The 17,470-nt window shown below is 71.3% G+C and carries 17 protein-coding genes and 1 pseudogene; 8 read left to right on the top strand and 10 right to left on the bottom strand.

Annotation, left to right across the window (positions count from 1 at the left end; genetic code table 11):
- Positions 1-94, bottom strand: a pseudogene (locus ACWDAS_RS39720) (carbohydrate binding domain-containing protein); the annotation flags it as partial.
- A gap of 35 nt (positions 95-129) precedes the next feature.
- Positions 130-2,385, bottom strand: a complete 2,256-nt coding sequence (locus ACWDAS_RS39715) for a transglycosylase domain-containing protein (protein ID WP_450400660.1) — start codon at positions 2,383-2,385, stop codon at positions 130-132.
- A 397-nt stretch (positions 2,386-2,782) separates the two neighbouring features.
- On the opposite strand from ACWDAS_RS39715, the gene ACWDAS_RS39710 reads away from it, so the two are divergent.
- Positions 2,783-3,133 (top strand): WhiB family transcriptional regulator, encoded by a 351-nt coding sequence (locus ACWDAS_RS39710; RefSeq protein ID WP_450400658.1) that lies wholly within the window; start codon positions 2,783-2,785, stop codon positions 3,131-3,133.
- Here ACWDAS_RS39710 and ACWDAS_RS39705 read toward each other — a convergent pair.
- Both ACWDAS_RS39705 and ACWDAS_RS39700 read right to left on the bottom strand, forming a co-directional pair.
- A complete protein-coding gene (locus ACWDAS_RS39705; RefSeq protein WP_450400656.1) occupies positions 3,115-4,536 on the bottom strand; it encodes an ArsA family ATPase in 1,422 nt (473 codons plus the stop codon). The genes ACWDAS_RS39710 and ACWDAS_RS39705 overlap by 19 nt on opposite strands.
- A complete protein-coding gene (locus tag ACWDAS_RS39700; protein WP_450400655.1) occupies positions 4,533-5,513 on the bottom strand; it encodes an ArsA-related P-loop ATPase in 981 nt (326 codons plus the stop codon). The genes ACWDAS_RS39705 and ACWDAS_RS39700 overlap by 4 nt, the downstream gene beginning before the upstream one ends.
- A gap of 71 nt (positions 5,514-5,584) precedes the next feature.
- On the opposite strand from ACWDAS_RS39700, the gene ACWDAS_RS39695 reads away from it, so the two are divergent.
- From ACWDAS_RS39695 to ACWDAS_RS39680, 4 genes are all read left to right on the top strand, one after another.
- Positions 5,585-5,746 carry a DUF4177 domain-containing protein gene (locus ACWDAS_RS39695; RefSeq protein ID WP_450400653.1) on the top strand — a complete coding sequence of 54 codons (162 nt, stop codon included), beginning with the start codon at positions 5,585-5,587 and terminating at the stop codon, positions 5,744-5,746.
- Complete coding sequence (locus ACWDAS_RS39690; protein WP_450400651.1) at positions 5,743-6,207, top strand: RidA family protein; 465 nt, start codon at positions 5,743-5,745, stop codon at positions 6,205-6,207. The genes ACWDAS_RS39695 and ACWDAS_RS39690 overlap by 4 nt, the downstream gene beginning before the upstream one ends.
- A gap of 365 nt (positions 6,208-6,572) precedes the next feature.
- Positions 6,573-7,445, top strand: a complete 873-nt coding sequence (locus ACWDAS_RS39685) for an NUDIX hydrolase (RefSeq protein ID WP_450400649.1) — start codon at positions 6,573-6,575, stop codon at positions 7,443-7,445.
- Entirely contained in the window at positions 7,442-8,266 is an 825-nt protein-coding gene (locus ACWDAS_RS39680; RefSeq protein ID WP_450400647.1) for an MBL fold metallo-hydrolase, read from the top strand. The genes ACWDAS_RS39685 and ACWDAS_RS39680 overlap by 4 nt, the downstream gene beginning before the upstream one ends.
- An 85-nt stretch (positions 8,267-8,351) precedes the next feature.
- On the opposite strand, the gene ACWDAS_RS39675 is transcribed toward ACWDAS_RS39680, so the two are convergent.
- Complete coding sequence (locus ACWDAS_RS39675) at positions 8,352-9,026, bottom strand: Crp/Fnr family transcriptional regulator (protein WP_431950174.1); 675 nt, start codon at positions 9,024-9,026, stop codon at positions 8,352-8,354.
- Between the two features lie 254 nt (positions 9,027-9,280).
- Between ACWDAS_RS39675 and nth the strand changes: the two genes are divergently transcribed.
- From nth to ACWDAS_RS39660, 3 genes are read left to right on the top strand one after another with little or no spacing between them, the layout of a single operon-like run.
- Positions 9,281-10,102, top strand: coding sequence for an endonuclease III (gene nth, locus ACWDAS_RS39670; protein WP_450400646.1), 822 nt, complete (start codon positions 9,281-9,283; stop codon positions 10,100-10,102).
- Positions 10,099-10,785, top strand: coding sequence for an NUDIX hydrolase (locus ACWDAS_RS39665; protein WP_450400644.1), 687 nt, complete (start codon positions 10,099-10,101; stop codon positions 10,783-10,785). Before nth ends, ACWDAS_RS39665 begins: the two co-directional genes overlap by 4 nt.
- A 22-nt stretch (positions 10,786-10,807) precedes the next feature.
- Complete coding sequence (locus ACWDAS_RS39660; RefSeq protein ID WP_450400642.1) at positions 10,808-12,010, top strand: MarP family serine protease; 1,203 nt, start codon at positions 10,808-10,810, stop codon at positions 12,008-12,010.
- Positions 12,011-12,052: 42 nt separating this feature from the next.
- Here the strand turns inward: ACWDAS_RS39660 and ACWDAS_RS39655 are convergent, their stop codons facing one another.
- The 5 genes from ACWDAS_RS39655 to acs all read right to left on the bottom strand — a co-directional run bounded on the left by ACWDAS_RS39655 (position 12,053) and on the right by acs (position 17,429).
- Positions 12,053-12,235: a hypothetical protein gene (locus ACWDAS_RS39655; RefSeq protein WP_450400640.1), complete on the bottom strand. Its 183-nt coding sequence runs from the start codon at positions 12,233-12,235 to the stop codon at positions 12,053-12,055.
- Between the two features lie 94 nt (positions 12,236-12,329).
- Positions 12,330-13,253 (bottom strand): alpha/beta fold hydrolase, encoded by a 924-nt coding sequence (locus tag ACWDAS_RS39650; protein WP_450400638.1) that lies wholly within the window; start codon positions 13,251-13,253, stop codon positions 12,330-12,332.
- A 12-nt stretch (positions 13,254-13,265) separates the two neighbouring features.
- Positions 13,266-13,748: a phage holin family protein gene (locus ACWDAS_RS39645; protein WP_450400637.1), complete on the bottom strand. Its 483-nt coding sequence runs from the start codon at positions 13,746-13,748 to the stop codon at positions 13,266-13,268.
- Positions 13,749-13,800: 52 nt separating this feature from the next.
- Positions 13,801-15,171: a Na+/H+ antiporter NhaA gene (gene nhaA / locus ACWDAS_RS39640; protein ID WP_450400661.1), complete on the bottom strand. Its 1,371-nt coding sequence runs from the start codon at positions 15,169-15,171 to the stop codon at positions 13,801-13,803.
- A gap of 296 nt (positions 15,172-15,467) precedes the next feature.
- Positions 15,468-17,429, bottom strand: coding sequence for an acetate--CoA ligase (gene acs / locus ACWDAS_RS39635; protein ID WP_450400635.1), 1,962 nt, complete (start codon positions 17,427-17,429; stop codon positions 15,468-15,470).
- Positions 17,430-17,470 lie beyond the last annotated feature (41 nt).

The following is a 17,470-nucleotide window of genomic DNA, read 5'->3' as shown; positions in this document are numbered from 1 at the left end:
CTCCGTCCTTGACGGTGATGGTGCCCGTGCCCAGTTGGTAGTTGGCGCCGCCGTTGTTGTCCCAGGTGCCGCCGCCGTTGGTGAAGGTGGCCTCCTGGCGCCCCTTCGGCGTCACTGGTGCGGGCCCGCCTAGCCCGGGCCGGGGCCGCCGGTCCCGTTGTTCCCGCCGCTGCGGCCGTTGCCGCCGCCGGTGGTGAAGCCGTTGGTCCCGTCGGCGCCCAGCGTGTCACCGCCGAGGATGCCGCCGAAGAAGCCGTCGTTCCCGCCGTTGCCGTTGTCGTTGCCGCGGTGGTCGCCCTTGTCGTCGCGCGGCTTCTCGGGCTCGCGGATGAAGACGGTCGGCAGGTTCGCGGAGGTCGTGCCGGCCAGGGCGCCGGACATGGCGTCCTTCCAGATCGGGCCCGGGGTGTCGGCGCCGAAGACCTTGGCGTGGTAGACGCCGCCGATGGTGATGTTGGTCATCTGGCGCTTGTGGGCCGGGTCGCCCACCCAGACCGCGCCGGCCAGGTCGGAGGTGTAGCCGACGAACCAGGCGGCGTAGCGGCTGTCGGTGGTACCGGTCTTGCCCGCGCTGTCCCGGTCGGTCAGGCCCGCCTGCTGGCCGGTGCCGTCCTCGACCACGCCCTTGAGCAGGGTGTTCAGGGTGGAGGCGGTCTGCTCGGACATGGCCCGCTTGCACTCGCTGCGCGGGACGTCGAGCTTCTTGCCGTCGGCGTCGGTGATCGACTTGATGGCGACCGGGGTGCAGTAGATGCCCTTGTTGGCGAAGGTGGCGTAGGCGTTCGCCATGGTCAGCGGCGAGACCTCCTGGGTGCCCAGGGTGAGCGAGGGCACCTGGCTGAGCTTCTTGCCGTTGGCCCGCTGGATGCCCATCGACTTGGCCATGTCGACCACCGGGCAGACGCCGATGTCGCTGATCAGCTGGACGTAGTAGGTGTTGACCGACTTGGCGGTCGCCTCCCGCATCGAGTACGGGCCCTTCTCGGACTCGTTCTCGTTCTCGACCGTGCTGCCCTCGGTGTTGACCCAGTTGCCGCCGCACGTCGTGACCGGGCTCGGGTACGGCATCTTGTACGGCGACGGGTAGGTGGTCGACGGGTCGGTGCCCTGCTCTATGGCCGCGGCCGCGGTGATCGGCTTGAAGGTCGATCCGGGCTGGTAGCCGACGCCGCCGCCCATGGCCTGGTTGACCGAGAGGTTGATCTGGGTCTGGTTCTTCTTGAAGCCGTACGGGCGGGACTGGCCCATTCCGACGATCTCGCCCGTGCCCGGCTTGACCAGCGTCACGGCCGTGGCGACGTCGTCGCTGCGGTGCACGTGGTCGGTGATCGAGCTCTGGACGGCCTGCTGGGCCTTGGGGTCGAGGGTGGTGCGGATGGTGAGGCCGCCCTGGTCCCAGCGCTTGGCGCGCTCGGCCTTGGTCGCACCGAAGGTCTTGTCGGTGAGGAAGACCTCACGCACGTAGTCGCAGAAGAAGCCGGCGCCGCTGACGGCGGTGATGCAGCCGTTCTTGGGCTGGCTGACCTTGAGGCCGAGCGGCTTCTGCTTGGCGGTGTCGGCCTCCGCCTGGGTGATGACCTTCAGGTCGGCCATGCGCTGCAGCACCACGTCGCGGCGCTTCTTGGCCTCCTGCGGGTCGTTGACGGGGTCGTAGCGGCTGGGCGACTGGACCAGGCCCGCCAGCAGGGCGGACTCGTTCAGCGACAGGTCCTTGGCGGACTTGCTGAAGTAGCGCTTGGCGGCGGACTCGACCCCGTACGCCTGCTCGCCGAAGAAGGTGATGTTGAGGTAGTTCTCGAGGATCTTCTTCTTCCCCAGCTCCTGCTCGAGCTGGATGGCGTACTTCATCTCCTTGATCTTGCGACCGAGGGTCTGCTGGGTGGCCTGGGCGACCTTGGTCGGGTCGTTGCCGGCCTCCTCGACGAAGACGTTCTTCACGTACTGCTGGGTCAAGGTGGAGGCGCCCTCGGAGACACCGCCCTCCTGGGCGTTCTTGTTGAGCGCGCGCAGGATGCCCTTGACGTCGATGGCGCCGTGCTCGTAGAAGCGGGCGTCCTCGATGGCGACGATGGCCTGCTGCATCGACTTGCTGATCTTGTCGAGCCCCACGACCTTGCGGTCGCGGGAGTACACGTTCGCGATCAGGCCGCCCTTGGAGTCCAGGATCTGGGTGCTCTGGGAGAGCGGCGGGCGCTTCAGCTCGCCGGGCAGGGAATCGAAGCCGGCCGCGGTGCCCTTGGCGCTCAGTCCGAGCGCCCCGGCCGCGGGCAGGGCGATACCGGCCAGCACGACGCCGGCCAGGACGCTGACTCCCAGGAACTTGGCGGCCTGCTGGGCGGTGCTGGTGCCACCGCTGCTGGTGGGGCGCGATCGCTTGTGACCCATGGGGTGCAGCTTACGTTGCCATTCTCAAGACGTGGGCATGCTTGTTCGCCTAGTCTGTAACAGACAGGCGCGAACACTGCGCACACGTCTGTCTTCCGTCCTCACTCTTGTGGGTGATGAGAACTGCCCGAATTCCTGTCATATGCCAGCCATATGACCTGGATCTCGGGACCTGGAAGAGGCGAGCTGACCGTTTTGAGGCGATTCGCCCATTCTGTCGTCGGCTCACTCCGTCGGGTGATCTGCCGCGTACCCATAGTCCGTTCGGGCCATTCAAGATTGGGCCTGAAAGGGCTGTTGCGTCGTGCCCACCTTCCGTAACGTCCTCAACTGGCAACGGTGAATATGCCGCTTGCCGCCGTGGGGGAGCCTCGATTCGGGAGAGGACGGCGCCAGCATGAGCAGCTGGGTTACGGACTGGAGTACGCAGGCCGCGTGCCGCACGACGGATCCGGATGAACTTTTCGTCCAGGGAGCGGCCCAGAACAGGGCCAAGGCGGTGTGCACCGGGTGCCCGGTACGCACCGAGTGCCTGGCCGACGCTCTGGACAACCGCGTCGAGTTCGGCGTCTGGGGCGGCATGACCGAGCGGGAGCGCAGAGCGCTGCTGCGCCGGCGTCCCACGGTCACCTCGTGGCGCCGGCTGCTGGAGACGGCGCGCACGGAGTACGAGCGCAGCACCGGAGTGCTCCCGCTCGGCGACGAGGGCTACGGCGACGACTACAACGACTACGCCGCCGTCGGCTGACCCTGCGCGAGTCGTTCGCCGATCGCGCGCAGGCCCTCGAGGTCGTGCACGTCGCCCGGCAGGGCGGCGACGTCCACCATCGGCACGTCGGGGTGGACGGAGACGAAGCGATCACGGGTGCGCCGCTCGCGCGCGACCAGCTGCATTCGTTCGGCGTGCAGGCGCAGCAGGCCCGCGGCCAGGCGGTCGGCGTCCAGCGGCTCCGTGGGTCGCCCCGTGCCGGGCGCGGAACCCGCCGGGGAGCCGGTGGGCGATTCGGGAGAGGTCGTGTCCGCACTGTCCGTACTGGGGGTCCCTTCGCCGCCGTCGCCCGTACGGAGTCCAGCCTTCCCGCCGGGCTGATCCACAATGCCGGTGCTTTGAAGATTTTCTGCGGATTCGTCAAACTCCCCGGTCAGCTGGGGAGTTGGCGGGTCGTCGGCCGCCGGGTCGTCGTCGGCGGCGTCCGGGGCCTCCTGGTCGTCCAGGTCTTCCAGGGCCTCCGCCGCCGCCAGCGCCCGCTCCGCCGTGAGGCGCGCCGCGCCGCTGCCGTGCACGCGGTTCAGCACCAGTCCCGCGAGCGGCATGTTCTCCGCCGCCAGCCGCTCCACGAAGTACGAGGCCTCCCGCAGCGCGTCCCGCTCCGGCGCGGCCACCACCAGGAACGCGGTCCCGTTCGCCTGGAGCAGCTTGTACGTGGCGTCCGCCCGGGAGCGGAAGCCGCCGAACATCGAGTCCATCGCCGCCACGAAGGTCTGCACGTCGCGCAGCAGGTGCGCGCCCATGACCTTGCTGAGCGTGCCGGTCATCATCGACATCCCGACGTTCAGGAACTTCACGCCGGCGCGCCCGCCGACCTTCGCCGGGGCCATCAGCAGCCGGATGAAGCGCCCGTCCAGAAAGGATCCCAGCCGCTTGGGCGCGTCCAGGAAGTCCAGCGCCGACCGGCTCGGCGGGGTGTCCACGATGATCAGGTCCCACGCGCCGAGCGCGCGCAGCTGGCCCAGCTTCTCCATGGCCATGTACTCCTGCGTGCCCGCGAAGCCCGCGGAGAGCGACTGGTAGAAGGGGTTGTCCAGGATGGCCCGGGCCCGCTCCTCGTCCGTGTGCTGCAGCACGACCTCGTCGAAGGTCCGCTTCATGTCGAGCATCATCGCGTGCAGCTCGCCGCCCGAGGACTCGTCGATGCCGGCCACCCTGCGCGGGGTGTTGTCGAGCTCCGTGAGCCCCATGGACTGCGCCAGCCGGCGTGCCGGGTCGATGGTCAGCACGACGGCCTTGCGGCCGCGCTCGGCGGCGCGCACGCCCAGGGCCGCCGCCGTCGTCGTCTTGCCGACCCCGCCCGAGCCGCAGCAGACGACGATCCGGGTCTTCGGATCGTCGATCAGGAGGTCGATGTCCAATACCGGACTCTCCAGGCTCATGCGACCCCCAGCCCCTGCTTCCGCAGATTTTCAGCCAATCTGTACAACCCGCCGAGATCGACACCGTCGCCCATCAGCTCCAGCTCGTACGCGGGCAGCCCGAGTGCGGCCAGTTCCTCGCGCTGGGCGCGTTCGAGGGCCACGCGTTCGGCGTGTTCGTGGGCCTGCGCCAGCAGCGGGTCGATGAGCCGCTCCGCCAGGCCGCCGCGGCGCGCGCCGCCCAGTCCGGCCTGGGAGAGCGCCTTGGCGATCGAGGTGCGCTGCTCGTCGCGCGCCGCGGCCACCGCCGCTCCGTCCATCACCACCGGTCGCACCATGTTGATGACCACGGCGCCGGTCGGCAGCCCGGCCTCGCGCAGCTCCGCCGCGCCGTCCACGGTCTCCTGGACCGGCATCTCCTCCAGGAGGGTGACCAGGTGCACCGCCGTCTCCGGGGACTTCATCACCCCCATCACGGCCTGCGCCTGATTGTGTATCGGGCCGAACCGGGCCAGCCCGGCGACCTCGTCGTTGACGTTGAGGAAGCGGGTGATCCGCCCGGTGGGCGGCGCGTCCAGCACCACCGCGTCGTACGCCCGCCAGCCGGCGCGGTCCTTGCGGCGGACCGCCTCGCAGACCTTGCCGGTCAGCAGGACGTCGCGCAGCCCCGGGGCCACGGTGGTGGCGAAGTCGATCGCGCCCAGCTTCTTCAGGGCCCGGCCGGCCCGGCCGAGCTTGTAGAACATGTCGAGGTAGTCCAGCAGCGCCTGTTCGGCGTCGATGGCGAGTGCGTACACCTCCCCGCCGCCCGGTGCCACGGCGATCTTGCGCTCCTCGTAGGGGAGGGCCTCGGTCTCGAAGAGCTGGGCGATGCCCTGCCGCCCCTCCACCTCCGTCAGGAGAGTGCGCCGCCCCTCGGCGGCGAGGGCGAGCGCCAACGCCGCGGCGACGGTCGTCTTGCCCGTGCCGCCCTTGCCCGTCACGATGTGGAGCCTCACACCTGCGAGCCTAACCAGTTGAGGGCGGGGCTACGCGGGGGCGGGGCTGTGCCAGGCATTACAGTCCCCTCATGACGAAGTGGGAATACGCGACCGTGCCGCTGCTGGTGCACGCGACGAAGCAGATTCTGGACACCTGGGGCGAGGACGGCTGGGAGCTCGTCCAGGTCGTGCCCGGCCCCAACAACCCCGAGCAGTTGGTGGCGTACTTCAAGCGGGAGAAGAACGCGTGAGCGCCGTCGAGCAGCGGCTCGCGGAGCTGGGGCTGAAGCTCCCCGCGGTGGCCGCGCCGCTCGCCGCGTACGTACCGGCCGTACGGTCCGGGGCGTACGTCTACACCGCGGGCCAGCTGCCGCTCGTCGAGGGCAAGCTGACCTGCACCGGCAAGGTCGGTGCCGAGGTCACCGCGGACGAGGCCAGGCAGCTCGCCCGCACCTGCGCGCTCAACGCCCTGGCCGCCGTCCATTCCGTCGTCGGTGACCTGGACCGTGTCAAGCGCGTCGTCAAGGTCGTCGGCTTCGTCGCCTCCGCCCCCGACTTCACCGGGCAGCCGGCCGTCGTCAACGGCGCGAGCGAACTGCTCGGCGAGGTCCTCGGCGAGAAGGGCGTGCACGCCCGCAGCGCCGTCGGTGTGGCCGTCCTGCCGCTGGACGCGCCGGTCGAGGTCGAGATCCAGGTCGAGATCGAGGACTGACGTCCCGCACCCCTCCGGCCGGGGCCCCGCCGCCCCGGCCACCGGAGGGGTCGTGGAGCCTGTCGTCGCATTCCCTCCGCCGAGCTTCGGCCGGGGGTGCCCCCACCCCGCGACTCCCCCGGTACTCGGCCGGTCATGCCCTCACGCTGTGTTCCCGGATCGTCCGAGTAGCCCACTACGAGGACGACTCTGCGCCTTGCGGCGGACAGCACTCGGGGGCTCCCGCAGCGGAGCCGGGGGAGCCGCGGGGCCCGCAGGGGCCGCCCTTCGGGCGCCGAGGGGGAGCCGATGTGACGACGGGTTCCAGGGCCCGCACGGGCCGGGCCCTATCGAACATCCCCGCGGAAGCGCATAGCATCCGCCCCATGACCACCACGAACGGCCAGTGGTTCCCGGCGAGCTGGCCCGACCGCATCCGGGCCCTGGCCGCGGGGACCCTGGAGCCCGTCGTGCCGCGCCGGGCGGCGACCGTCCTCCTGCTGCGGGACACCGATGCCGGCCCAGCCGTGCACATGCTGCGCCGGCGGGCCTCGATGGCCTTCGCCGCGGGCGCGTACGCGTATCCCGGCGGCGGTGTGGACCCGCGCGACGAGCGCCCCGTGGCCTGGGCCGGGCCCTCACCGGAGGCCTGGGCCGCCCGGCTGGGCGAGGGCCTGGACCCCGCGTCGGCACAGGCGATCGTGTGCGCGGCCGTGCGCGAGACCTTCGAGGAGTCCGGCGTGCTGCTGGCCGGCCCCGACGGGACCTCCGTCGTCGAGGACACGACCGGCGAGGAGTGGGAGGCCGAACGCCGCGCCCTGGTCTCGCGGGATCTGTCGTTCGCCGACTTCCTCGACCGCCGCGCCCTGGTGCTCCGCTCCGACCTGCTCGGTCCGTGGGCCCGCTGGATCACCCCGGAGTTCGAGGAGCGCCGCTACGACACGTGGTTCTTCGTGACCGCGCTGCCGTACGGCCAGCGCACCCGCGACGTGTCGGGCGAGGCGGACCGCACGGTGTGGGTACGGCCCGCCGAGGCCGTCGGCGGCTACGACCGCGGCGAGATGATCATGCTGCCGCCGACCGTCGCGACGCTGCGGGAGCTGCTGCCGTACGACTCGGCGGGAGCGGCCCTCGACGGCGCCACGGCCGGGCGCGACCTCACCCCGGTCCTGGCACGGGCCGCGCTCGTGGGCGAGGAGATCGTCCTGACCTGGCCCGGCCACGAAGAGTTCACGAAGCGCATTGGAGCCGGCGAATGACCTCGGCCCTGCAGCCCGGCAAGCCCCACGGGGAGATCGGCGGGCGGGCGACCGCCCGCGCGGTGTGCGTGCTCGCGCCGAATCCCTCGCCGATGACGCTGGAAGGCACCAACACCTGGATCGTCTCGGAACCGGACTCCGAGCTCGCCGTCGTCATCGACCCCGGACCGCTCGACGACGGCCACCTGAACAACGTCGTGTCCACCGCGCACTCCCTCGGCAAGCGGATCGCCCTCACCCTGCTCACCCACGGCCATCCGGACCACGCCGAGGGCGCGGGCCGGTTCGCCGAGCTGACCGGTACGCCGGTGCGCGCCCTGGACCCGGCGCTGCGCCTGGGCGACGAGGGCCTCGCCGCGGGGGACGTCGTCACCACCGGCGGTCTGGAGCTGCGCGTCGTGCCCACCCCCGGGCACACCGCGGACTCGCTCTCCTTCCACCTGCCGGCCGATCGGGCCGTGCTGACCGGTGACACCGTGCTCGGCCGCGGCACCACGGTCGTCGCCCACCCCGACGGGCGCCTGGGCGACTACCTGGACTCCCTGCGCCGGCTGCAGGCGCTCACGATGGACGGCAGCGTCGCCACCGTCCTGCCGGGCCACGGGCCGGTCCTCACCGACGCCCGGGGCGCGGTCGAGTTCTACCTCGCCCACCGCGCCCACCGCCTCGCCCAGGTCGAGACGGCCGTCGAGGGAGGTCTGAAGACCCCTTCCGAGGTCGTGGCCCACGTCTACGCGGACGTCGACCGCGCCCTGTGGCCGGCGGCCGAGATGTCGGTGCGGGCGCAGCTGGACTACCTCCTGGAGCACGGGCTGATCTGACGGCGCCCGCGCGGCCCCACCGCGTCCGGGACACGCGAAGGGGCGCCCACCTCCGGGTGGGCGCCCCTTCGCACGCGTACCGGCGTCAGCGCGAGCGCTTGGCCAGCCGCTCGACGTCCAGCAGGATGACCGCCCGCGCCTCCAGGCGCAGCCAGCCGCGGCCCGCGAAGTCGGCGAGGGCCTTGTTCACGGTCTCGCGGGAGGCGCCCACCAGCTGGGCGAGCTCTTCCTGCGTGAGGTCGTGGACGACGTGGATGCCCTCCTCGGACTGCACGCCGAAGCGGCGCGACAGGTCCAGCAGCGCCTTGGCGACGCGGCCCGGGACATCGGAGAAGACCAGGTCGGACATGACGTCGTTGGTGCGCCGCAGGCGCCGGGCGACGGCGCGCAGCAGAGCGGTGGAGACCTCGGGGCGGGCGTTGAGCCACGGCTGGAGGTCGCCGTGGCCGAGGCCGAGCAGCTTGACCTCGGTCAGCGCGGTGGCGGTGGCCGTGCGCGGGCCGGGGTCGAAGAGCGACAGCTCACCGATCAGCTCGCCGGGGCCGACGACGGCGAGCATGTTCTCGCGGCCGTCGGGCGAGGTGCGGTGCAGCTTCACCTTGCCCTCGGTGACGACGTACAGCCGGTCCCCGGGTTCCCCCTCGTGGAACAGCGAGTCGCCACGCGCGAGCGTGACCTCCGTCATGGAGGCGCGCAGTTCAGCGGCCTGCTCATCGTCGAGCGCCGCGAAAAGCGGTGCGCGCCGCAGAACGTCGTCCACGAGCTCTCTCCTTGTCGACATCGCTGGGTCGGTCCCCATCATGCCCGACAGCAAAACAGTGCGATCAATCACAAGTCTGTCTTATGTGCTCGTGGGATTGTGCCCCGGGGGTCCGTTTGGGGGCCGGATCGCGGCTCTCCGGGGCGATTGTCGGTGGCGAGGCTTAGGCTGGCCGGGTGTCCGATACGCCAAGTGCGCAGAAGAAACTGCAGGGTGGCGGGGCCAAGAGGGTGACCGCCCCCGCGGATTCCGCTGTGAGCGAACAGAGCGCCGGGAAGACCTCCGCCGGCCGCGCGCGGACGTCCCGCAAGCCCGAGTCGCGGCTCGCGATGGTCCGCCGGGCCCGCCGGATCAACCGCGAACTCGCCGAGCTCTACCCCTACGCCCACCCCGAGCTCGACTTCGAGAACCCGTTCCAGTTGCTCGTCGCCACCGTGCTCTCGGCCCAGACGACCGACCTGAGGGTCAACCAGACCACCCCCGCGCTGTTCGCGAAGTACCCGACGCCGGAGGAGTTGGCGGCGGCTGACCCGGAGGAGCTGGAGCAGATCCTCCGCCCCACCGGCTTCTTCCGCGCCAAGGCGCGGGCGCTGCTCGGCCTGTCAGCGGCGCTCCGCGACACCTTCGGCGGCGAGGTGCCGGGCAGACTGGAGGACCTGGTGAAGCTCCCCGGCGTGGGCCGCAAGACGGCCAACGTCGTGCTCGGCAACGCCTTCGGCGTCCCCGGCCTCACCGTGGACACCCACTTCCAGCGGCTGGTCCACCGCTTCGGCTGGACCACCGCGAAGGAGCCGGAGAAGATCGAGCAGGACATCATGGCGATCTTTCCGAAGAGCGAGTGGACGATGGTCTCGCACCGCCTGGTCTTCCACGGCCGCCGGATGTGCCACGCCCGCCGCCCCGCCTGCGGCGTCTGCCCGATCGCCCCGCTGTGCCCGGCGTACGGAGAGGGCGAGACGGATCCTGAGAAGGCGAAGAAGCTGCTGAAGTACGAGATGGGCGGCGGCCCCGGCCAGCGGTTGAAGCCGCCGCCGGGATTCCCTGGCCGCGCGGCGCCGCCGCTGGAGGTGGAGTGACGCAGGCACGACCCGATATCGACGGCGTCGCGGTGGACCGCGACGGGCTGCCGTCCTGGCTCGATCCGGTGGTCCGCGCGGTCGACGCCGTACGGCCCGAGCAGCTCAGCCGCTTCCTGCCGCCGACGACCGGGGGCCGGCCGTCCGCCGTCCTCATCCTCCTCGGCGCGGGCGGCGACGGAGAGGGGCCCGAGCTGCTCCTGATGGAGCGGGCGGCCTCCTTGCGCTCGCACGCCGGGCAGCCCTCCTTCCCCGGCGGCGCGCTCGACCCGGAGGACGGCGACCCGGAGGACGAGGGCCCGCTGCGGGCCGCCCTGCGCGAGGCCTGGGAGGAGACCGGCCTCGACCCGTCGGGGGTGCAGATCTTCGGGGTGCTCCCCCGGCTCTACATCCCGGTGAGCGGCTTCGTCGTGACGCCGGTCCTCGGCTGGTGGCGTACGCCGTCACCGGTGGGCGCGGTCGATCCGGCGGAAACGGCACGAGTGTTCACGGTTCCCGTGGCGGATCTCACCGACCCCGCCAACCGCGCCACCGTGACGCACCCCAGCGGCATGCAGGGGCCCGCCTTCCTGGTGGAAGGGGCCCTGGTGTGGGGGTTCACCGCCGGTCTGATCGACCGGATCCTGCACTTCGCGGGCTGGGAACGACCCTGGGATCGTGCAAAGACGGTCCCGCTGGGTTGATCCTCCATGAGACGGTGTCCGGGTGAATGTGCTGGACATCGTGCTCCTGCTGGCCGCCGTGTGGTTCGCGATCGTGGGCTACCGCCAGGGATTCATCGTCGGCGTGATGTCGGTGGTCGGGTTCCTGGGCGGCGGACTGATCGCCGTCTACGTGCTGCCCGCGATCTGGAACGCGGTCACCGACAACGCCGCGCCCGGCACGGTGGCCGTGGTCGCCGCCGTCGTGCTGATCATCGTGTGCGCGTCGGTGGGCCAGGCGTTCACCACGCATCTGGGCAACAAGGTCCGCACGCACATCAGCTGGTCACCGGCGCGGGCGATCGACGCCATCGGCGGCGCCCTGGTCAACGTCCTGGCGATGCTGCTGGTCGCCTGGCTCATCGGTGCCGCGCTCGCCACCACGACCACGCTGCCGAGCCTCGGCCGTGAGGTCCGCTCCTCGCGGGTGCTGCTGGGGGTGGCGCAGATCGTGCCGCGTGACGCCGACAACTGGTTCGCCGACTTCAGTTCGGTGCTCGCGCAGAACGGACTGCCCCAGGTCTTCTCGCCGTTCGGCAACGAGCCGATCACCGCCGTCCCGGCCCCGGACCCGGCGCTCGCCAACAGCGCGGTCGCCGGCCGCGCCCGGCGCAGCATCGTCAAGGTCGTCGGCACGGCGCCGAGCTGCGGCAAGGTGCTGGAGGGCACCGGCTTCGTCTTCGCGCGGCACCGGGTGATGACCAACGCCCATGTCGTCGGCGGCGTCGACAACCCCACCGTGCAGATCGGCGGCGAGGGCCGGGTTTACGACGGCAAGGTGGTGCTCTACGACTGGCAGCGCGACATCGCGGTCATCGACGTACCGTCCCTGGACGCACCCGCGTTGTCCTTCAGCGCCACCGACGCGCGGTCGCGCGACGACGCGATCGTCGCCGGCTTCCCGGAGAACGGCGGCTTCGACGTACGGGCCGCCCGGGTGCGCGGTCGCATCCCCGCCTCCGGCCCGGACATCTACCACCGGGGCACCGTCGACCGCGACGTCTACTCGCTGTACACCCTGGTGCGCCAGGGCAACTCCGGCGGACCGCTGCTCACCCCCGACGGGCGGGTGTACGGCGTGGTCTTCGCCAAGTCCCTCGACGACGCGGACACCGGCTACGCCCTGACGGCGGACGAGGTCCAGCCGGACGTCCGGGCCGGGCGTACGGCGAACCGGCAGGTCGACACCCAGGGCTGCGCCCTGTAGGCCCTCCGGGGAGCCGGGCCGGCCGGCGACGGTGCCGCGGGGTCAGTCGCCGCGGGTGTGCCTCAGGCGGGCGCCCACCCAGCGTGCGCGGCGCCTGAGGATATGGGGAATGCCGAGTCGGGAGCCTCCGGACCGGTGGTCCGGGGCCTGCGTCCCGGTGGTGATCCGCGCTCCGTTGGCGCGGCGGTCGCGTGACACGTCACGGTAGTCGTGCGTCCAGCCCATACCGAGCTGTCTGCCCGGGGTCCATGGTCCGTAATCGCCTGGCGCTCCATCAGTTGGCCTATGCGTCCGGCATTTGGCCGATGGTCATACGAGATTAACGATCCGGTTCGGGGTCCTTGAGCCAGTTGATCAGCTCGGCCGAGAACAGTGCCGGATCCTCCTCGTGCGGGAAGTGCCCCAGCCCGTCGAACAGCCGCCACCGGTACGGCGCCTCCACGTACTCCCCGCTGCCCGCCGCGTGACGGGCCCGCATCGCCGGGTCGAGCGAGCCGTGCAGATGGAGCGTGGGCACCCGCACCGGCCGCTTCATGCGGCGGTTGAACTGGAAGCCGTCCACCCGTGCCAGCGAACGCACCATCCAGCGGTACGGCTCGATCGAGCAGTGCGCCGTCGACGGGATGAGCATCGCCCGGCGGTAGACGTCCACCGTCTCGTCCTCCGGCAGGCGCGGGCCGGACCAGTCCCGCAGCAGCCGTCCGACCAGCGCGGCGTCGTCCGCGACCAGCTGCCGCTCCGGGATCCACGGCCGCTGGAAGCCCCACACGTAACCGCCGGCCGCGCTGTGCCGCAGGTCCGACAGCATCGCCGCGCGCCAGCGCCGCGGATGCGGCATGGAGCACACCGCGAGACGCCGGACGAGTTTGGGCCGCATCGCCGCCGCCGTCCAGGCGAGGTAACCGCCGAGGTCGTGCCCGACCAGAGCGGCGTCCGGCTCGCCCAGCGAGCGGATCACGCCGGTGACGTCGAGCGCGAGGTTCGCGGGGTCGTAGCCGCGCGGTGTGCGGTCGCTGCCGCCCACCCCGCGCAGGTCCATCGCGACCGCGCGGAAGCCCGCGTCGGCGAGCGCGGTCAGCTGGTGCCGCCAGGTCCACCAGAACTGCGGGAAGCCGTGCAGCAGCAGCACCAGGGGTCCGTCGCCGAGTTCGGCGATGTGGAAGCGGGCACCGTTCGCGGCGACGTCCCGGTGGGTCCAGGGCCCGTCGGTCCGCACCACCGAGGAACTATCAGCGAACGTCATGCACTGAGCGTGTCACACCTTGACGTCCACCGTGGCCCCCGTCCCGCCGGAGGGGGTGCTTCGCGGGTGCGGCTTGACGCCCTGCAGCACCGCCGCGGTCTCCTTCGCCGAGGCGATGCTGCGCTCCGGCTTCTTGATCTTCTTGAACTTCGAGCGCGCCATCAGGCCCAGCAGACCGGCCAGCACCAGGTACGCGGCACCGACGATGAGGAACGACCAGGCCAGGCCCAGCCCCAGGTTGTGGATGCCGTACGCCGCCGCGAAGCTGAGCACCGGCAGGGAGAAGAGCGCCAGGATGCCGGCCGCGCCCACCGCGCCGCCGCCCATGCCGGCGCGCTTGACGTCCTGCCGGAGTTCCGCCTTGGCGAGGGCGATCTCCTCGTGGACCAGCTCGGACAGATCCGCCGTCGCCGAGGCGAAGAGCTGACCGAGGCTGCGGCTTCCGTTCGCGCTCACGGTCACGCCCGCGTTCAGGGGCTCGTCCGCTGGGCTCATCGCGTCCTCCGTCGTCGTCATGCTTCGTCAGTCGTCATTCGGGGCAATCGGGTTACCCCCCGATCATGCCCGACTCATCCTCGCCGGTGCCCCGGGAGCGCGCCACTTCCGCGAGCCTGCGGTGCTCGGCGGCCTTCGCCTCGTGGATCGCGGCCATGCGCAGATGGAACTCGGGGTTCGCCCACTCGTAGACGTCGGGGACCCCGTCCCGGTCCTCGTCGCGCTCCTCGTCCTCGCACATGCGGCGGTACTTGCTGTTGCGCAGTTTCAGCAGGACCGCGGCGAGCACCGCCGATATGAACGAGCCCAGCAGGACGGCCGCCTTGATCTCCTCCGTCAGCACCTGATCGCCCTCGAAGGCCAGTTCCCCGATGAGCAGCGAGACCGTGAAGCCGATCCCCGCGAGGGTGGCGACGGCCAGCACATCGGCCCAGGCCAGGTCAGGGTTGAGCTCCGCACGGGTGAAACGCGCCGCCAGCCATGTTCCGCCGAAGACGCCGACCGTCTTGCCGACGACCAGGCCGAGCACCACGCCCAGCGTCTCCGGCCGGGTGAACACCCCGGCCACCGCGTTGCCGGCGATCGGCACCCCGGCCGAGAAGAGCGCGAACAGCGGCACCGCCAGACCCGCCGAGAGCGGCCGTACGAGGTGCTCGATCCGCTCCCCGGGGGACTCCCGCTCGCCCTCGCGGCGGTGGCAGCGCAGCATCAGGCCCATCGCGACACCCGCGATCGTGGCGTGCACGCCGCTGGCGTGCATCAGCGCCCAGTTGACCAGCGCCAGCGGCATGTAGACGTACCAGCCGTGCACCTCCAGGCGGAGCAGCAGCCAGAACAGGACGAGCCCGGCGAGGGCCAGGGCCAGGGCGACGAGGTTGATGCCCGAGGTGAAGAAGATCGCGATGATCAGGATGGCGAAGAGGTCGTCCACGACCGCGAGGGTGAGCAGGAAGGCGCGCAGCGCGGACGGCAGCGAGGTGCCGAGCACGGCCAGCACCGCCAGCGCGAACGCGATGTCGGTCGCCGTCGGCACCGCCCAGCCCTGCATGGAACCCCCCCGGCCGACCGCGTTGACCACCGCGTACACGACCGCCGGCGCGGCCATGCCGCAGACCGCGGCGATGACGGGGAGCGCCGCCGCCGAGGGAGTGCGCAGCTCACCCGTGACGAGTTCGCGCTTGAGCTCGATGCCGGCGACGAAGAAGAAGACCGTCAACAGCCCGTCCGCCGCCCAGTGCGACACCGACAGGTTCAGATGGAGCGCCGAGGGGCCGAAGTGGTGGACGACGGTGGACTCGTACGAGGCGTTCACCGGACTGTTCGCCCAGATCAGCGCGACGACGGTGGCGAGCAGCAGGATGACGCCGCCCACGGTCTCCGTGCGCAGCGCATCGGCCACGTAGTTCCGCTCGGGAAGCGGCATGCGCCCGAGGAAGACGGAACGGCGGCGGTTGGTCGCGCTCACGGGGTGGACCTCCGGTCGGGCTCGGCACGGCGGATCACCTTGCCGACCGGACTTCCCGGCACGCCCCGGTCCACTGGCGCGTTTCCGGCGCGTTCGGCAGTCCGTCGGACGGGCGCCGGATCTCCGGCGTGGTTCACATTACGGACAATCGGCACTCGTCGCAGGGTGTGCGCGCATGGCGGGGAGCAGCGAAGAGGCCCCCGGCGGGGGGCCTCTTCGCCTGCGGTGATTCTCCCGCGGTGACCGGGTCCGGATCAGTCCTCGGCGGCGGCGCTCGGGAGCTTCGTCTGGATCAGGTCCATGACCGTGGAGTCGGTCAGCGTGGTGACGTCGCCGAGCTCCCGGTTCTCCGCGACGTCGCGCAGCAGACGCCGCATGATCTTGCCGGAGCGGGTCTTGGGCAGTTCGGCCACCGTGAGGATCCGCTTGGGCTTGGCGATCGGGCCGAGGGTCTTGGCGACGTGGTCGCGCAGCTCGGCGATCAGCTCCTCGCCGTCCTCGGCCGCGGCGGTGCCGCGCAGGATGACGAAGGCGACGATGGCCTGGCCGGTGGTGGCGTCGGTGGCGCCGACCACGGCCGCTTCCGCGACCTTCGGGTGCGAGACGAGGGCCGACTCGACCTCGGTCGTGGAGATGTTGTGGCCCGAGACGAGCATGACGTCGTCGACCCGGCCCAGCAGCCAGATGTCGCCGTCGTCGTCCTTCTTCGCGCCGTCGCCGGCGAAGTAGCGGCCCTCGAAACGGGACCAGTAGGTGTCCAGGTAGCGCTGGTCGTCGCCCCAGATGGTGCGGAGCATCGACGGCCACGGCTCGGTGAGGACGAGGTAGCCGCCGGAGCCGTCGGGCACCTCGCTGGCCTCGTCGTCCACGACGGTCGCGGAGATGCCGGGCAGCGCGCGCTGGGCGGAGCCGGGCTTGGTCTCCGTCACGCCGGGCAGCGGGGAGATCATCATGGCGCCGGTCTCGGTCTGCCACCAGGTGTCCACGATCGGGCAGCGGCCGCCGCCGATGTGCTCGCGGTACCAGATCCACGCCTCGGGGTTGATCGGCTCGCCGACGCTGCCCAGGACGCGCAGCGAGGACAGGTCGAACTTCGCGGGGATGTCGTCGCCCCACTTCATGAAGGTGCGGATCGCCGTGGGGGCGGTGTAGAGGATGGTGACCCCGTACTTCTGCACGATCTCCCAGAAGCGGCCCTGGTGCGGGGTGTCGGGGGTGCCCTCGTACAGCACCTGGGTGGCGCCGTTGGCCAGCGGGCCGTAGACGATGTACGAGTGGCCGGTGACCCAGCCGACGTCGGCGGTGCACCAGTAGACGTCGGTCTCCGGCTTCAGGTCGAAGACCGCGTGGTGGGTGTAGGAGGCCTGCGTCAGGTAGCCGCCCGAGGTGTGCAGGATGCCCTTGGGCTTACCGGTGGTGCCGGAGGTGTAGAGGATGAAGAGCGGGTGCTCGGCCTCGAAGGCCTCCGGGCTGTGCTCGGCGGACTGCCGGTCGACGATCTCGTGCCACCACACGTCGCGGCCCTCGGTCCACGCGACCTCCTGGCCGGTGCGCCGTACGACCAGCACCTTCTCCACGCCGCCGGCGCGGCCGACCGCGTCGTCCACGGCGGGCTTCAGGGCGGACGGCTTGCCGCGGCGGTAGCCGCCGTCGGCGGTGATGACCACCTTGGCGTCGGCGTCGTCGATGCGGGCGGCCAGCGCGTCGGCGGAGAAGCCGCCGAAGACCACCGAGTGCGCGGCGCCGACGCGGGCGCAGGCCAGCATCGCCACGACGGTCTCGGGGATCATGGGCATGTAGATCGCGACCCGGTCGCCGGACTCCACGCCCAGCTCGGTCAGGGCGTTCGCGGCACGGCTCACCTCGTCCTTGAGCTCCGCGTAGGTGATGGCCCGGCCGTCGCCGGGCTCGCCCTCGAAATGGATCGCCACCCGGTCGCCGTTGCCGGCCTCGACATGCCGGTCGACACAGTTGTACGCCACGTTCAAGGTGCCGTCGGCGAACCACTTGGCGAACGGCGGGTTGGACCAGTCCAGGGTCTCGGTCGGCTCCTTCGCCCAGGTCAGCCGGCGTGCCTGCGTCGCCCAGAAGCCCAGTCGGTCGTCACCGGCCTGCTGGTAGGCCTCCGCGGTCACATTGGCACCGGCCGCCAGCTCGGCGGGCGGAGCGAACCGGCGCTCCTCCTTCAAAAGGTTGGCCAGGCTCTCGTTGCTCACGCCGTGCTCCTTCGCAGGGTGTCCTCTTGTGTCCCAGGCCA

The sequence above is a fragment of the Streptomyces sp. NPDC001070 genome (assembly GCF_053598835.1).
The sequence above is the reverse complement of the archived record's forward strand: the minus strand, read 5'-3'. Positions and strand labels throughout refer to the sequence as shown.

Bases quoted from the DNA above. Each gene is read 5' to 3' on its own strand.
- ACWDAS_RS39715 (WP_450400660.1), bottom strand. From the start codon at position 2,385: ATGGGTCACAAGCGATCGCGCCCCACCAGCAGCGGTGGCACCAGCACC.
- ACWDAS_RS39710 (WP_450400658.1), top strand. From the start codon at position 2,783: ATGAGCAGCTGGGTTACGGACTGGAGTACGCAGGCCGCGTGCCGCACG.
- ACWDAS_RS39705 (WP_450400656.1), bottom strand. From the start codon at position 4,536: ATGAGCCTGGAGAGTCCGGTATTGGACATCGACCTCCTGATCGACGAT.
- ACWDAS_RS39695 (WP_450400653.1), top strand. From the start codon at position 5,585: ATGACGAAGTGGGAATACGCGACCGTGCCGCTGCTGGTGCACGCGACG.
- ACWDAS_RS39685 (WP_450400649.1), top strand. From the start codon at position 6,573: ATGACCACCACGAACGGCCAGTGGTTCCCGGCGAGCTGGCCCGACCGC.
- ACWDAS_RS39680 (WP_450400647.1), top strand. From the start codon at position 7,442: ATGACCTCGGCCCTGCAGCCCGGCAAGCCCCACGGGGAGATCGGCGGG.
- ACWDAS_RS39655 (WP_450400640.1), bottom strand. From the start codon at position 12,235: ATGGGCTGGACGCACGACTACCGTGACGTGTCACGCGACCGCCGCGCC.
- ACWDAS_RS39650 (WP_450400638.1), bottom strand. From the start codon at position 13,253: ATGACGTTCGCTGATAGTTCCTCGGTGGTGCGGACCGACGGGCCCTGG.
- ACWDAS_RS39645 (WP_450400637.1), bottom strand. From the start codon at position 13,748: ATGAGCCCAGCGGACGAGCCCCTGAACGCGGGCGTGACCGTGAGCGCG.
- nhaA (WP_450400661.1), bottom strand. From the start codon at position 15,171: ATGCCGCTTCCCGAGCGGAACTACGTGGCCGATGCGCTGCGCACGGAG.